Consider the following 14,223-nt stretch of genomic DNA (forward strand, 5'->3'; position numbering starts at 1 on the left):
GGCCGCGAAACGCCGTATGGCCCGCCGAGGATCTCGGCGGGCCATACGGCGTTTCGGTGGGTGGGCGGGAGGTGCGACCGCAGCCTCCCTCCCGGGTGTTCAGCCGCGCCTCGTGCGCCACATGGCCAGGGAGGTCAGCGCGGTCAGGACGGCGCCGGAGAGCAGGATGCCGGTGGGGGAGATGGCGTCGACCACGATGCCGCCGAGCAGGGCGCCGAGCGCGATGGCCAGGTTGAACATCGAGGTGTTGAGGGCGGTCGCGGCCTCGGTGTCCTCGGCGGCCGAGGAGCGAAGGATCCAGGTCTGCACGCTCACCGGCACACCGCCGAAGGCCAGGCCCCACAGCAGGAGCATTCCCGCGCCGCTGACCGGGGTGGTGCCCAGGAGCGGGAACAGGGCCAGGACACCGGCCAGTACCGCGCTGATCGCCACGATCGTGCCGCGCAGGTTGCGGGCCGCGGCGGTGCCGGCGAGGAAGTTCCCGGCGATGCCGGCGATGCCGAAGCCGAGCAGCAGCGGGCCGACCATGCCCTTGTCCAGGCCGGAGACGTCCTCGAGGACGGGGCCGACGAAGGTGAAGGCGGCGAAGTGCCCGCTGACCAGGAGGAAGGTGGCCAGCACGCTGGTACGCACGGCCGGGTTGCGGAACTGGGCGGGCAGCGCGCGCAGTCGGACCGGTTCGCCGGCCGGGATCGGCGGGACCAGGAAGACCAGTGCGGTGATCACGAGCAGGCCGAGCGCGGCGACGGACAGGAAGGCCACCCGCCAGCCGGCGACGTTGCCGATCAGGGTTCCGGCCGGCACGCCGAGGACGTTGGCGGCGGTGGCGCCGCCGAAGGTGATCGCGACGGCACGGGGGATGTGCGCCTCGGGCACGAGGCGGACGGCGAGGCCGGCCGCCAGGGCCCAGAACCCGCCGATGCCGATGCCGACGAGGAACCGGGTGACCAGCAGGACGGCGAAGTTCGGGGCGAACGCCGAGCCGAGGGTGGCCACGACCATCAGGGTGATCAGCGCGAGGAGGACCAGGCGGCGGTCGAGCCTGCCGATCAGGACGGGAAGTATCGGCGCGGTCGCGGCGGCGACCAGGCCCGGGATGGTGACCATGAGGCCGGCCAGGCCCTCGGACACCCCGAGCGATCCGCCGACGGAGGTCAGCAGGCCGACCGGGAGTTGTTCGACGGTCACCACGGAGAACGTGCCGACCGCGAGGGCCACCACGGCGAGCCAACGCTTGAGTGAAACCGTCGAGGTGGTGGTGGCGGCCGAGTTCCCGTGCGGGTCGGTGTGGGCGGTGGTCATGACGGGCTCCCTCTGAGCGCCTGGTGTGTCTTAGCGCTAAGAGAAAACCAGAAAACTCGATGAACGTCAACTAAATGAACGTTGAGATAAATCGGCCCGCCGGCGCCCCCGCGAGTGGCCCGCCCGGGACCGACCGGCGGACCCCCCACGGGGCGCGCCGATTTCGCCTGCGGCGGACAACGCGGAAACGGCGCGGGGTCGCGGCCTACGATGAACCATGGCCGAGACCGCTCCCCCGCTTTCGCCCCGCACCGACGACGAGGCGCGCCTCGCGCCGGCGCCCGCGCCCGGCGCGCCGGTGCCCGTCGCGCCCGCGCCGACGGCCGCGCCTCGCCGCCCGGCCCCCGCGCCGGCCCGCGAGCCGCTGTGGAGACACGTGCTCGGCGAACACCTGCGATCGCTGCGCCACGAACGCGGCGAAACCCTCGCCGAGACGGCGGGCCGGGCGGGTCTGTCACCCCAATACCTCTCCGAGGTGGAGCGGGGCATCAAGGAGCCGTCCAGCGAGATGATCGCGGCCCTCGGCGGCGCGCTCGACGTGACCCTCGGCGATCTGACGATCGCCGTCGCCGACATCCTCACGCGCGCCCGCCCGACCGGCCGTTCCGCCCCGGTGTGCCGCGCCGCGCTCGGCCTGGCGGCCTGACCGCACACCGTCACCGGGAGAGCGGGGGCGCGCGGGGCCGAGCACGTCGGTGTCAGCGCGTCACCGCTCCTCCAACACCATGTCGATCAGGCCGTACTCCTTCGCGCCCTCGGCGGTGAAGACCCGATCGTGGTCGGTGTCCGCGCGCAGGGTGGCCGTGCTGTTGCCGGTGTGCCGGGACAGGATCTGCTCGATGTCCGCCCGCACCCGCACCACTTCGTCGGCCTGCAGGATCAGATCCGGGATGGCGCCACGACCCTGCGCGGCGGGCTGGTGCAGCACCACCCGCGCGTGCGGCAGCGCGGCGCGCTTGCCCGGTGCGCCGGCCGCCAGCAACACCGCGCCGACCGCGACCGCCTGGCCGACGCACGTGGTGGCGATCTCGGAACGCACGTACCGCATCGTGTCGTAGACCGCCAACATCGCGCTGGGGTCGCCGCCCTCGCAGTTGATGTAGAACTGGATCTCGCGATCGTGGTTGTCCGCCTCCAGGAACAACAACTGCGCCACGAGCGCGTTGGCCACACCCGCGTCGATCGCGGTGCCGAGGTAGACGACGCGCTCCGCGAGCAGATGCGAATACACGTCCATGATGCGTTCGCCGCGCGAGTCGCGGGTGATCACGTTCGGAATGGCGTAGGTGCTCATGCCAGGGCCCCCTGGAATCCGGCGTTGGTGGTGAGGCGGCGCGGACCGCGCGGCGCGATCTCGGCGAAGTCCGCCACGATCGCGTCGATGAAGCCGTAGTCGAGCGCTTCGCGCGCGGTGTACCAGCGGTCGTGCAGCGAGTCCTCGAAGATGCGTTCGCCCGGCTGTCCGGTGTCCTCCGCGATCAGGCCGAGCACCGTGTCGCGGGTGTGCCGAAGGTCGTTGGCCTGCAACTCGATGTCGACGGCCGTGCCGCCGATGCCCGCGGAACCCTGGTGCATCAGCACCCGGGCGTGCGGGAGCGCCCGGCGCTTGCCGCGCGTGCCCGCCGAGAGCAGGAACTGGCCCGCGCTGTACGCGATTCCGAGCACCAGCGTGGACACGTCGCACGGGATCACCCGCATGACGTCGCGGATCGCGAGCATCGCCGGCACCGAGCCGCCCGGCGAATGGATCCACAGGGCGATGTCGGCTTTCGGGTCCTCTGCCGCCAGGGTCAACAACTGCGTGGTGAGCAGCGTGCCGTTGTCGTCGTCCAACGGTCCGTCGAGCAGCAGCACGCGCTGCGTGTACAGGTCGCGTCGGGTGTGTTCGAGGAGGATGGGGCTCTTCGGGTCATCGCTCATGTCTCCACCCTGAGCCCTCGGCCCGGGCGGCGGCGACCGGATCTGCCGTGGGCGGATCCGCTCACAGCAGATCCCCGAGGCTCGCCCGCGCACGACCCGAACGCGCCGCGCTATCGCGGCAGTCGGATGGTGAAGGTCGAACCCTCGCCGAGGGTGCTGTGGGCGGTGATCTCGCCGTCGTGCGCCCGGGTGAGGCGCTGGACGATCGCCAGGCCCAGGCCGGTGCCACCGGTGCGGCGGTTACGGGACTTGTCCGCGCGCCAGAACCGGTCGAACACGTGCGGCAGGTCGTCACGGGCGATGCCCGTCCCGGTGTCCGCCACCTCGAACACGACCGCCGACCCGTCGTCGCGGACCCGCACCGTCACCCGTCCACCCGCCGGCGTGTGGCGTACCGCGTTGGACACCAGATTGCCCACCATCTGCCGCAGCCGCACCGGGTCGGCCCGCAGCACCGCCCCCGGCTCGCCGCGCACCACCAACGCGACGCCGGCCGCCGTGGCCCGGGCCAGATGCGCCGCGACCACCTGCTGCGCCACGTCGTACGACGACACCGATTCCAACCGCAACCCGAGCCGGCCCGCGTCGGCCTCGGCGAGGTCCTGGAGGTCGTCGATCACGTGCTGGAGCAACAGCGCCTCCTCCAGCAGCGACGCCGTCCACGCGCGGTCCGGCACCGCGACGCCGTCCTCGACCGCCTCCAGCCGGCCGCGGATGTTGCTCAGCGGCGTGCGCAACTCGTGCGCCACGTCGCCGACCATCTGCTTGCGCTGCTCCTCCAGTCGGCTCCTGTGCTCGGCCATGTCGTTGAACGCCTGGGCGAGTCGGCCGATCTCGTGATCGGCGGCGAGGTCCACCCGGGTGGCGTCGTCGCCGTCGCGCATGCGGCCGGCCGCGTCGGTGAGTGCGCGCAGCGGCCGGATCAACCGGGCCGCGACCAGGCCGGTGACGGCCGCGGTGAGCAGCAGGATCAGCGCGGCGACGGCGGCGATGCGTACCGTGTCGGCGCGGTCCAGGTCGAACGCGGGAGCGGTGGAGCCGTCGTGGTCGCCGACGAACAGCAGCGTCGCGGGGACCACGTACGGGGTCAGCTGCTCGCGCCGCGCGGTGTCCACGCACGCGGCGACGTCCCGGGCGCCGGGCGGCGCGGCGTCGTGGTCCCAGGTCAGGTCTGGGCCCAGGGTGAGCGGCGGCAGGCGCCTGCGGTCCAGGCAGGCCGCGAGCAGTGCGTTGAGTTCGGCCAGGGCCCGCTGCTCGGTCGCGGTCGGGGTGTTCAGCCGGCCGAGGCCGCACCGTTCGCCGACCGCGGCGTCGTCGGCTCCCGGACGCACGCCCGGCGGGCCGGTCGCCACACTCGGACGCGGCCGCGAGGCCGAGTCGGTCGCGGGCGCGGGTGCGGGCTCGGTCACCGAGGCCCCGGAGGGTGTGCCGCCGCCGCCCGTGAGGGTGACCGTCGAGCGCCCGTTCGGCCGCTGTCCGACCTCCCCGGTCCGATCCGCCGCGGCCAGGCACTGCACGACCAGGTCGGCGTCCGTGCGCGACTGCGCGCGTTCGGCGTCGGTGAGTCGAAACGGTCCCACCGCCTCGGGGTCGATCCGGTCCGATCCGGTGGTCGGCACCAAGGCCGCGTCGACCGCGAGCGGATCGACCACCGCCGACGGCCGGGCGAACGGCGGCGGCGAGGCCGGCCCCGCGTCCGAGTCGGCGATCGGCGCACCCTCGCGCGTGCTCAGCGCGATGCGGCGACCGGTGTCCCGGGACAACGCGCGCAACACCGGCTCGACCCCGGCCCACTGCGCGTGGGTCGCCGCATACGTGGACAGGGTGCGGTAGATCCGGGTGTCGTCGGCCAGCACCCGGCTCTGCCCGTCCCGGATCGCCCCCTCGGTGGTCTGCGCCGCCAGCCACGCGGTCGCCGCCACCGCGCAGGCCGCGACCAGGATCGAGGAGGCGAGCAAACGCACGAGCAGACTGCGGTGCAGCGGAACCCTACGCGCCACCGGGGCACTCCCCACGCGGGTTCGCGGCGGGCTCGGCCGGCTTGTAGCCGACGCCGAACACCGTCACCAGATACGCCGGGCGTTGCGGGTCGGCCTCGACCTTGCGCCGCAGGTTCATGATGTGCACGTCGACCGTACGCACCGTGACATAGCGGTCGAACCCGTGTGCCCGGTCGAGCAGCTGCTGTCGGGTGTACACCCGACCCGGCTCGGTGATCAGCGCCTCCAGGATCCGGAACTCGCCGGGCGTACAGTCCACCCGCCGGCCGTCGACGGCCACCTCGTGGCGTACCGGGTCCACCGACAGCCCGCCGACCCGCAACACCGGATCCGGCGGCGGCACCGGGCGCGCGCCGCGGCGCAACAGGGTGCGTACCCGCGCCATCAGCTCGCGCGGGCTGTACGGCTTGGTCAGGTAGTCGTCCGCGCCCAGGTCCAGGCCGAGCAGCAGATCGTCCTCGGTCGAGCGGGCGGTGAGCATCAGGATCGGCAGTTCGCTCTCGCGGCGCAGTACGCGGGTAACGTCCAGCCCGTCGACGCGCGGCATCATCACGTCCAGGACGAGGATGTCGGGTCGCCCGGTACGGGCCGCGTCGATCGCGTCCCGACCGTCGTGGACGACGGTGACCACGTGTCCCTCTCGCTCCAGGTACAGGCGGACCAGTTCGGCCTGCTTCTCGTCGTCCTCGGCCACCAAAACGTGCGCACACATGCGCCGATGGTAGGTGTCGCAATCACATCCGATCGCAATCGGGACCGGGTCGTCCCGATTCGGATCGCATCCTGACCACGACCTGACAGGTTCCTGACATCCGGTCGGCAGCATCACCGCCATGCCTCGATCCATCCCTCGACACACGTCGCGTTTCGACGTGTGTTCCACCCCCGCCCGCCGCCGCTCGAACTCGATCGGCCTGCCCGCGATCGGCCTCGCGGCCCTGCTCGTGTCGACCGGGTGCGGCGGCGGCGATTCCGACGAATCCACCACGCAGGTCGCCTCGCTGCCCACGACCGCCGCCTCGGCCCCGACCGCGGGGCAGGGCGCCGCCCCGGGGGATGCCGCGCCCGCCACGAGTGCGGCGGGTACGTCGTCCGACGCGCCCGCCGGCGCCCGTCCGCAGCGCCGCCTCGACACCTCGGAGGAGGAGGAGAAGCGCATGTGGGCCGCGTACGAGGCGTGCCTGACGAGCAAGGGCGTGGACACCCGGCAGTCCGGATCCGTCGAGGGCGAGATCGCCCGCACCAAGCGCTACGCCCGGGAGTTCAAGGAGTGCGAGGTCAAGCTGCCGCTGATGCCGCCGGAGATGGACCCGAAGCAGAACCCCGAGTACAACGACGGCATGCGCGCCTGGGTCAAGTGCATGAACGACAAGGGCATGAAGGTCAAGCTCGTCTCCGACGGATGGACCTACACGGGCGAGTCGAGCCTGACCAACGAGCAGCAGCGCAGGGTCGAACAGGAATGCAAGATGGAGGCATTCGGTGGCAAGCGCTGACGACACCGTCGCCCCGGCCCCGGCCTCGGCCGGGATGCCCGACCCGGGGCGCGGCCGGGTCGGTCGCCGGGTCGGGCTGATCGTGGTCGTGGTGCTGGTCCTGGGCGCGGTGGGCGTGTTCGCCGTCACCGGTCGTGGCGGCGGGTCGGGCGGTTCGGCGAAGAAGTCGGCGGGCGTGCGGACGACCACCGTGGCCCGGACCGACCTGTCCGACGCCCGCGACCTCCCGGGCACGCTCGGCTTCGGGGCGGAACAGCCGATCAAGGCGGGCCGCAAGGGCATCGTGACGTGGCTGCCCAAGAGCGGTGACACGATCACGCGCGGCAAGCCGCTGTACCGGCTCGACGATCGGCCGGTCTCGCTGTTCTACGGGACGACGCCGATGTTCCGGCCGCTGGGGCGGGCGGAGGGCACGGACTCGAACCGGGCCGAGGGGAAGACGGACCCGAAGCAGGGCACGGCCGGAAAGGACGCCGCCGGCGGCAAGGAGACCGACAAGCCCGACGAACCCAAGCGGGACACGCCCAAGCAGGACGCCAAGCAGGACCCCGCCAAGCCCGCGCAGGGTCGCGACGTGCGCATGGTCGCGGACAACCTCAAGGCCCTCGGCCACGACATCGGCACCCAGCCCGCCGGCACTCCGCAGGGCGAGGCCACGTGGACCCCGGCACTGTCCGCCGCGGTGAAGAAGTGGCAGAAGGCGATCGGCGTCCCGCAGACCGGGGTCATCGAGGTCGGCGACGTCACCGTGCTCCCCGGTGAGATCCGGGTGGGCGCGCCCACCGCCGCGCTCGGCGACGACGCGTCCACGACGCCGGTGCTCACCGCCACGCCGACCGCGAAGGCGGTGAGCGTGTCCGTGGCCGCGACCGACATCGGCGCGATCGTGGCGGACACCCCGGTGACGGTGATCCTCCCGGACGGCACCGAGGCCGCGGGCACGGTGTCCACGATCGGCCGCAGCGTCGAACGCAAGGACGCCGGCCTGGGCGCCGGCAGCGGCCCCGACGCCTCGGGCGGGGCGAAGATGACCGTGACGGTGACCCTGGACGACCCCGGCGTGGTGAAGCACCTCGACGCGGCCGGTGTGCAGGTCCGCTTCGTCACGGAGACGCGCAAGGGTGTGCTGACCGTGCCGATCGGCGCCCTGGTCGCGCTGCGCGAGGGCGGCTACGCCGTACAACTCGGCGACGGCCGGCTGATCGCGGTCAAGACCGGGCTGTTCGTCAAGGGCATGGTCGAGGTCGAGGGCGGCGGCCTGGAACCGGGCCTGCGGGTGGTGACCACGCCGTGAGACCGGTCCTCGAAGTGGTACACGCGAGCAAGGTGTATCCCGGCGGCGTGACCGCCCTGGACGACGTGTCGCTCACCATCGAGGCGGGCGAACTCGTCGGCATCGTCGGGCCGTCCGGGTCGGGCAAGTCGACCCTGCTCAACCTGATGGGCACCCTCGACACACCGACCGGGGGCACGGTGTCGATCCTGGGCCACGACGTCGGCGCGCTGTCCGACCGTCGGCTGTCCGCGCTGCGCGGTCGCCTGCTCGGCTTCGTGTTCCAACAGTTCCATCTCACCGACGGCCTCACCGCCGCGGAGAACGTCGCGACCGGCCTGCTGTACGCGGGTGTGCCGCGCCGCCGTCGACTTCCCATGGCGGTGGAGGCGCTGGGCCGGGTCGGTCTGGCCCGCCGCGCCGGACACCGCCCGCACGAACTCTCCGGCGGCGAACGCCAACGCGTCGCGATCGCCCGGGCGTTGGTCAACACCCCGGCACTGGTGCTGGCGGACGAGCCCACCGGCGCACTGGACACGACCAACGGCCGCGCGGTGTTGGAACTGCTGACCCACCTGAACGCCGAGGGCGCCACGATCGCGATCATCACCCACGACCGCGACATCGCGGCGGGACTGCCGCGCCGAGTGGAGGTCCGGGACGGTCGGCTGGTCGCCGACACCGGACATTTGCCGACCGAACAGGGCCTTTCCACAAGCGAGTTCGAGCCGATCGCGGCGGTCGCCCAGTCGTCTCCCGGCTCCGGCGGAGGCCGCCCGTGAGCCGCCGCCGCGCCGACCCGAAGCGAGAGGCACGGGCCGCCGGCATACGCGTGTCGCGCACCGGGCGCTCGACGCCCCCGGACGACACGACCCGCCCCGTGCGACTGGCCCCGGCCGACGTGCTGCGGCTGGGGCTGCTCGGCATCCGGACCCGGCGGATGCGCGCCGCGCTGTCCGCCCTCGGCATCTCGATCGGCATCGCCACGATGATCATCGTCATCGGTATTCCGGCGTCGAGCCAAAAGGCGCTGTTGAACGAACTCGCCGCACTCGGTACGGACACCCTGCGCGCCGAACCGCAACCGGACCAGCGGCCCCCGGTGCGGCTGCCCGAGGGCGCCGATGCCATGGCCGCCCGCATCGGCCCGGTCACGCTCACCAGCGCGGTGGCCAACACCCATGCGGTGGTGCGTCGTTCGGACCGCATCGATCCGAACGACGACTCGGGCCTGGCGGTGTTGGCGAGTCGGGCCAACCTCCTCGACGCGATCCACGGCAAGGTTCGTTCGGGTCGTTTCCTGGACGCGGTGACCGAGCGGTTCCCCACCGTCGTGCTCGGCCACGAGGCGGGGATCCGGCTGGGATTCGACACGTTGGCGCCGGGTCGTACGCCGCCCCAGGTCCTGATCGGCAACCGCTGGTTCACCGTCGTCGGTGTCCTCGAACCGGCCCCGCTGGCACCCGACATCGATCGCGCGGTGCTGGTCGGCTGGGAGAGCGCCCGGATCGACCTGGGCTTCGACGGGCACCCGACCGTCGTCTACGTCCGCACCGCCGAATCGGCGATCGAGTCGGTGCGCGAGGTGTTGCCCCGGACGGTTCATCCGGCGATGCCCGGTCTGGTCCAGGTCAGTCGGCCCTCCGACGCGCTGGCCGCGAAGCGGGCCACGGAGAACACCTTCTCCGCGCTGTTCCTGGGCCTGGCCGGAGTGGCTCTGCTGGTCGGCGGCATCGGAGTGGCCAACACGATGTTCATCTCGGTCCTGGAACGCCGCAAGGAGATCGGCCTGCGGCGCGCCCTGGGCGCCAACCGGGGCCAGATCCGCGGCCAGTTCCTCACCGAATCGGTGGCCCTGTCCACCCTCGGCGGCCTTGCCGGCACCGCCCTCGGGGTGGCCGCGACATTCGGCTACGCCTGGTCCCAGGACTGGCCCGCGGTCGTCTCGCCCGGCTCGGTCGCGGCCGGTTTCGGCGGCGCGATCCTGGTCGGCGCGGTCGCCGGCGTCTACCCGTCGATCCGGGCCGGCCGGCCGACCCCGACGGAAGCCCTGTCCGGTACCTGAACCCGACCGACGTGCCGCCGGCCCCGGCCGGGGGCACGTCGGTGTGCGGGTCAGACGGTCGCGTTCCGAGCGACGTCGTACATCGCCCGGGTCAGGTCGCCGAAGCCGTTGGACATCAGGTACGGGCCGTACGCCCAGTTGGGGGTGCCGCCGTGCACGATCGCCCAGGCCGCGTTCCACCAGGGGGAGGTACCGGTGGTGTCGGTGAACCGCGAGGTGACCGCGATCTGGGTGCCGGTACCGGTGGCCGGGTCGAAGTTCATCAGCCAGGGGCCGCCGCTGGAGCCGGGGGACATCGCCGAGGCCATGTCGTGGGCCAGGCCGACGGTCGAGTCGTCGATGGTGTCGCCGCGCGCGTACATCAGGGTCCGGCCGTCGAATCCGCGTCGCAGTGAGGGGGCGACGCCGAAGTCGGCGGCGGTGCTGCCGTCGCTGTTCCTCGACCAGTACCAGTTGCGATTGTTGTCGGTCGGGTAGCCGAACTGATGCAGCGTCAGCGGGTTTGCGGCCACCCCGAACGCGATGTTCTGGCCGCCGGTGATCTGCTGGATCGGGGTGGGGTCGCCGGGGCGTTCGACGGTGGCCATGGCGACGTCGCCGCCGGACCGGAAGGTGCTGTCACCATCCCACGTGGGGGTGATCCAGGCGCGCGTGACACCCCAGACGCCGTACGGGGCGACGTCGGTGCCGGGCGGGGGCGCGGTCGAGTCGTCGGTGCCGGTGAAGCGGGGCACGTTCGCGCCGTTGAAGCCGGGGATGAACACCGCGTTGACCACGACGTCGTCGCCGAGCGCGCCCCGCAGGTTGGCCGTCACCTTGAAGCAGTGGCCGGCGGTGACGATGGTGCTCCTGTTCGCGGCGGTGATCACGTTCGCCGAGCACGCGGAGGGCACCAACTGGCTCGGGTCGAAGGAATTGCGGTACACCATCAGCAACTTGCCGGCGGTCCGCGACACCGTGCCCTGTCCGGCCCACGGCCGGCTGAGGTCGTCCCAGCCGCCCGGCGGGGGGAACGCGTCGGCGCCGTCGCCGTTGAGACCGTACTCGGCGATCCGCGCCAGGTTCCACCAGTTCACCTCGGCCTGCAACATGCCCGGGTGATTGATCGGGTCGCCCGTGACCAGGCGCGGCAGTTCGACCGGAGCGGTGTCGTCGGCGCGGGCCGCGGTCGGGGCCGCGAACAACGCCGCCGCGGTGAGTCCGAGTATGCCCACCAGTGTGGTGAGCCTGTCGCGTAACGTGCGTCGCAGGTACATGAAGTACTCCACGTCCTCTCGAACGGGTGGGAAAACAACGTCTGTTGCCTTCATGACCGGCCGGTCGGTCATAAGGTGGGCGCGACGGGTACAACTGTCAAGACGACCAAGCGGTTCGGCCGTCGGGAAGTCGAGGTGGGCGATGGCGCGGCCGGCCGGACCGGGACGCGAGGCGCTGTTGCGCGCGGGGCTCGAAGTCGCCGACACCTGCGGGCTGTCCAGGATGTCGGTGAACGCCGTGGTGGCCGCGGCGGGCATGGCCAAGGGCAGCTTCTACCAGCACTTCGCGGACCGTCGCGGCTATCTCGTGGCCCTGCACCGCAGATATCACGACGACATGGAGGAGCGGGTGCTCGCCGCCGTGGCCGGCCTCGAACCGGGCCCCGAACGGGTGATCGCCGGCGTGCACGGCTACCTGGACGCCGGACTGGCCACTACCGGCACCCGCGCACTGCTGGTCCAGGCCCGCACCGACCCCGACCTGTTCGAGGAGACGCGGGCCCGCAACGCCCGCACCCGGGAACTGCTCCGGCCCGAACTCGCCGCGGTGGGTTGGGTTCCGCCGGACGCGATGGCCCACCTGCTCGTCGCGATGGTCTTCGACATCAGCCTCGAGGAGTTGTTCGCCGGTCGCCGCGACGACCTGCGCGAAGCACTGTTGGCACTGGTCGTGCGCTGACATCGCGCGGGATGGACGAGGCCGCCGTCCGGGCGCCGGCGGCCTCCTCACGTGCACCCGAGCGCGCGGTTCAACCGGTACGCCGACCACCCGTCGGGGCGGAGGGCGGTGCGGTGCGTGGGGATCGGTTCTCCGGAGGAGTGATCCGGCGGTCGATCCCGGGGACCGTCTCCGGGGGTGTCGCGGAGTCCGACGCGGCCGCTCTCCTCGGCGGCGCGGTGGTGGGCGCGAACGGGCTCGGCGCGCCGGTGCTCGGCGCATTCTCGACGGGCGCGCCGGTGGGCGGCGCGGGCACGGCCGGCGGTACGGTCACCGGGCGCGGGCCGTCGGGCGTCGACGTCGACCCGATCACCACCCAACCCGCCGCGGCCACCGCGATCACCACCGCCGGTACCGCCAGGCGCCACGGAACACGCGGCCGACGCACCGGCGCGGCCGGCAGCATTCTCCTCAAGGACCGTCAACCACCCGGATCCCGTGCCATGAACACACGGAGGCCGGGGCCGCCACCATCCGGCGACAGCCATCCAGACGCCCGACGGCCCGCGGGGTTCCCACTCCCACGCAACTTTTTCCCAGGCATCCCGGCACCGTCCCCGACGATCCGCCCCGGCACGACAACCTCGAACGCGCGCTGCCAGGATCAACGGGCCGCCGATCGCGCGGCGCAGCCCAGATCGCATGAGAGGTACGAACGGTGCACTCCACACTGTTACGAGCCGTGGCCGCCTCCGGCATGGCGATCGCCCTCGGGGGCTGCACGGCTTCCGCCACCGAAACCGCGTGCACCGCCGATTGGCGCGTGCCCGTGACCATCGACATCGCCCCCGAAGTGGCCGATCGGGTCACCGACATCTCCATACGGTTGTGCCGGGCCGGATCCTGCCAGGAGCCCCGGGTGACCCTGTCACCCGCTCGGGACGGCTCCGCCCGGGTCGGGAGGATCCTCGACGCTAGCCTGACGGCGGAGCCGGTGGAGGCCACCGTGCTGGTGAGCACGGCGCCGGCCCCCGCCACCCGCGTCACACACCTGACGGTGACACCGCAGACGACGCGTCGCGGTACGAACTGCGGAGTCGAGCACCACGCCCGGCTCCGGATCGCCCTCGATGCCGGGGTCACCCAAGCCTGGGCGGGGGCGACGGCGTAGGCGGTGAGTGTGGGGCGCCGGGGAGGCCGGTGCCTGCCGCCGCCGCGGGTTCGACGGCGTACGGGGCGAAGGTCGGCGGGGCCGGTGCGCCGAACGCGGGTCCGGCCCATGTCGCCCATGTCGCTTCGCGTTTGTTCTGCAGCGTCGTGATATGCGCGATCACGGCGATCACGAGACCGGCGGCGACGATTTGCACGACGAAGATGCCGGCCCTGACCAGGCTCACCGTCCGGGCGCCCTCGGCGTCGGCGACGGCGTCGACCAGGAGGGAGGAGATCTCGGGGTCGTCATCGGGGCCGAAGTAGCGGACGCCCAGCGCAATCGTCGTCGTGGCGACGAACGTGATCCACCAACCCCACACCAGGACGAGGCCGGCCCGCGGAATCCTGCCGCCGTGGTGGGCGCGAGGGTCACTGGCCCGCCACACGTCCAGTGTGATCCGCGGCGGAAACCACAGGTTGACCACCGGACAGAACCAGCCGCCGATCGCCCAGCCGGAGGACAGTGTTCGCCGCTCCTGCCCCGGATACGTGTCGATGTTGCGCCGCGCGCGATAGAACCAGACCAGGAACACCCCCATCAGGGCGAGTTGCGCGAACCCGTAAGGCCGCCAGAACAGGGCGAGGGTGTCGTTGAACTCGTTCGGTTCCCGAATAGGGCGGCGTCCGTGCGCGATGTCGTCCCACAATCCCGCCCGGTAGATCAGGGTGACGACCGCGAACGCCGATACCAGCGCCGAGATTCCCAACATGACGTAGAGCGTGACGGCGAGCCCGCGCAACGAGCGAGGCCGCGGCGGATGACAGGCGTACGCGGCGGCGAACGGATGTGGTGGACCCGGGGAAAAGCCCGAGAACGCCTGCCCACCGCACGCCCCACAAGGTCCGGGAACGACGGGTCGTCCAGCACAGAACGGGCACAGCACGAATCAAGGTCTCCTGTCGACGAGTCCGGACCGTCCGCATGGTGTCCCGGCGCCGATCCGCGTCGGCCGCACGGGTTCGGCGGGGTGTCCGAGGCATCATCCCGTGATGATCGATCCGCGTCACGAGGTTTGGCCGCGCCGTCGATGTGAGCCGCAT

At 72.2% G+C, this 14,223-nt stretch carries 15 protein-coding genes; 7 read left to right on the forward strand and 8 right to left on the reverse strand.

The annotated features are described in order from the left end of the window. Positions 1-99 precede the first annotated feature (99 nt). Positions 100-1,302 (reverse strand): MFS transporter, encoded by a 1,203-nt coding sequence (locus tag B4N89_RS30265; protein ID WP_078978932.1) that lies wholly within the window; start codon positions 1,300-1,302, stop codon positions 100-102. Positions 1,303-1,519: 217 nt separating this feature from the next. Between B4N89_RS30265 and B4N89_RS30270 the strand changes: the two genes are divergently transcribed. Continuing rightward, on the forward strand, positions 1,520-1,948 hold the full coding sequence (locus B4N89_RS30270; RefSeq protein WP_078978933.1) for a helix-turn-helix domain-containing protein: 429 nt from the start codon (positions 1,520-1,522) through the stop codon (positions 1,946-1,948). Positions 1,949-2,008: 60 nt separating this feature from the next. Here B4N89_RS30270 and B4N89_RS30275 read toward each other — a convergent pair whose 3' ends face one another. The 4 genes from B4N89_RS30275 to B4N89_RS30290 all read right to left on the reverse strand — a co-directional run bounded on the left by B4N89_RS30275 (position 2,009) and on the right by B4N89_RS30290 (position 5,934). Beyond that, positions 2,009-2,596 (reverse strand): ClpP family protease, encoded by a 588-nt coding sequence (locus B4N89_RS30275; protein ID WP_078978934.1) that lies wholly within the window; start codon positions 2,594-2,596, stop codon positions 2,009-2,011. Further along, the gene (locus B4N89_RS30280; RefSeq protein ID WP_078978935.1) at positions 2,593-3,222 is read right to left on the reverse strand and encodes a ClpP family protease; all 630 of its coding nucleotides are present in this window, start codon (positions 3,220-3,222) and stop codon (positions 2,593-2,595) included. The genes B4N89_RS30275 and B4N89_RS30280 overlap by 4 nt, the downstream gene beginning before the upstream one ends. 110 nt (positions 3,223-3,332) lie before the next feature. Continuing rightward, the gene (locus B4N89_RS30285) at positions 3,333-5,222 is read right to left on the reverse strand and encodes a sensor histidine kinase (RefSeq protein WP_235618855.1); all 1,890 of its coding nucleotides are present in this window, start codon (positions 5,220-5,222) and stop codon (positions 3,333-3,335) included. Beyond that, positions 5,212-5,934, reverse strand: coding sequence for a response regulator transcription factor (locus tag B4N89_RS30290; protein WP_078978937.1), 723 nt, complete (start codon positions 5,932-5,934; stop codon positions 5,212-5,214). The genes B4N89_RS30285 and B4N89_RS30290 overlap by 11 nt, the downstream gene beginning before the upstream one ends. 160 nt (positions 5,935-6,094) lie before the next feature. On the opposite strand from B4N89_RS30290, the gene B4N89_RS30295 reads away from it, so the two are divergent. The 4 genes from B4N89_RS30295 to B4N89_RS30310 are packed head-to-tail and all read left to right on the forward strand — an operon-like array spanning position 6,095 to position 10,056. Further along, positions 6,095-6,718 carry a hypothetical protein gene (locus B4N89_RS30295; RefSeq protein ID WP_078978938.1) on the forward strand — a complete coding sequence of 208 codons (624 nt, stop codon included), beginning with the start codon at positions 6,095-6,097 and terminating at the stop codon, positions 6,716-6,718. Continuing rightward, complete coding sequence (locus B4N89_RS30300) at positions 6,705-8,012, forward strand: hypothetical protein (protein WP_235618856.1); 1,308 nt, start codon at positions 6,705-6,707, stop codon at positions 8,010-8,012. The genes B4N89_RS30295 and B4N89_RS30300 overlap by 14 nt, the downstream gene beginning before the upstream one ends. After that, positions 8,009-8,773: an ABC transporter ATP-binding protein gene (locus B4N89_RS30305; protein ID WP_078978939.1), complete on the forward strand. Its 765-nt coding sequence runs from the start codon at positions 8,009-8,011 to the stop codon at positions 8,771-8,773. Before B4N89_RS30300 ends, B4N89_RS30305 begins: the two co-directional genes overlap by 4 nt. Continuing rightward, entirely contained in the window at positions 8,770-10,056 is a 1,287-nt protein-coding gene (locus B4N89_RS30310) for an ABC transporter permease (protein WP_235618857.1), read from the forward strand. Before B4N89_RS30305 ends, B4N89_RS30310 begins: the two co-directional genes overlap by 4 nt. Positions 10,057-10,106: 50 nt before the next feature. Here B4N89_RS30310 and B4N89_RS30315 read toward each other — a convergent pair whose 3' ends face one another. Next, positions 10,107-11,312, reverse strand: a complete 1,206-nt coding sequence (locus B4N89_RS30315; protein ID WP_143658130.1) for a trypsin-like serine peptidase — start codon at positions 11,310-11,312, stop codon at positions 10,107-10,109. A gap of 142 nt (positions 11,313-11,454) precedes the next feature. On the opposite strand from B4N89_RS30315, the gene B4N89_RS30320 reads away from it, so the two are divergent. Continuing rightward, positions 11,455-11,991 (forward strand): TetR/AcrR family transcriptional regulator, encoded by a 537-nt coding sequence (locus B4N89_RS30320; protein ID WP_078978941.1) that lies wholly within the window; start codon positions 11,455-11,457, stop codon positions 11,989-11,991. Between the two features lie 70 nt (positions 11,992-12,061). On the opposite strand, the gene B4N89_RS30325 is transcribed toward B4N89_RS30320, so the two are convergent. After that, positions 12,062-12,445: a hypothetical protein gene (locus tag B4N89_RS30325; protein WP_143658131.1), complete on the reverse strand. Its 384-nt coding sequence runs from the start codon at positions 12,443-12,445 to the stop codon at positions 12,062-12,064. Positions 12,446-12,688: 243 nt separating this feature from the next. Here B4N89_RS30325 and B4N89_RS30330 point away from each other — a divergent pair, with 243 nt between their 5' ends. After that, complete coding sequence (locus B4N89_RS30330; RefSeq protein ID WP_143658132.1) at positions 12,689-13,141, forward strand: hypothetical protein; 453 nt, start codon at positions 12,689-12,691, stop codon at positions 13,139-13,141. Here the strand turns inward: B4N89_RS30330 and B4N89_RS30335 are convergent. Further along, positions 13,110-13,892, reverse strand: coding sequence for a DUF4328 domain-containing protein (locus tag B4N89_RS30335; RefSeq protein WP_143658133.1), 783 nt, complete (start codon positions 13,890-13,892; stop codon positions 13,110-13,112). The two genes, B4N89_RS30330 and B4N89_RS30335, sit on opposite strands and share 32 nt — an antisense overlap. Positions 13,893-14,223: the final 331 nt, after the last annotated feature.

The organism is Embleya scabrispora (genome assembly GCF_002024165.1).
Lineage (GTDB): Bacteria > Actinomycetota > Actinomycetes > Streptomycetales > Streptomycetaceae > Embleya > Embleya scabrispora_A.

What these genes read in the sequence shown, in the direction of transcription:
- B4N89_RS30290 (WP_078978937.1), bottom strand. Translation starts at nt 5,934, where the DNA reads ATGTGTGCGCACGTTTTGGTGGCCGAGGACGACGAGAAGCAGGCCGAA.
- B4N89_RS30315 (WP_143658130.1), bottom strand. Translation starts at nt 11,312, where the DNA reads ATGTACCTGCGACGCACGTTACGCGACAGGCTCACCACACTGGTGGGC.
- B4N89_RS30280 (WP_078978935.1), bottom strand. Translation starts at nt 3,222, where the DNA reads ATGAGCGATGACCCGAAGAGCCCCATCCTCCTCGAACACACCCGACGC.
- B4N89_RS30335 (WP_143658133.1), bottom strand. Translation starts at nt 13,892, where the DNA reads ATGTTGGGAATCTCGGCGCTGGTATCGGCGTTCGCGGTCGTCACCCTG.
- B4N89_RS30265 (WP_078978932.1), bottom strand. Translation starts at nt 1,302, where the DNA reads ATGACCACCGCCCACACCGACCCGCACGGGAACTCGGCCGCCACCACC.
- B4N89_RS30275 (WP_078978934.1), bottom strand. Translation starts at nt 2,596, where the DNA reads ATGAGCACCTACGCCATTCCGAACGTGATCACCCGCGACTCGCGCGGC.
- B4N89_RS30320 (WP_078978941.1), top strand. Translation starts at nt 11,455, where the DNA reads ATGGCGCGGCCGGCCGGACCGGGACGCGAGGCGCTGTTGCGCGCGGGG.
- B4N89_RS30270 (WP_078978933.1), top strand. Translation starts at nt 1,520, where the DNA reads ATGGCCGAGACCGCTCCCCCGCTTTCGCCCCGCACCGACGACGAGGCG.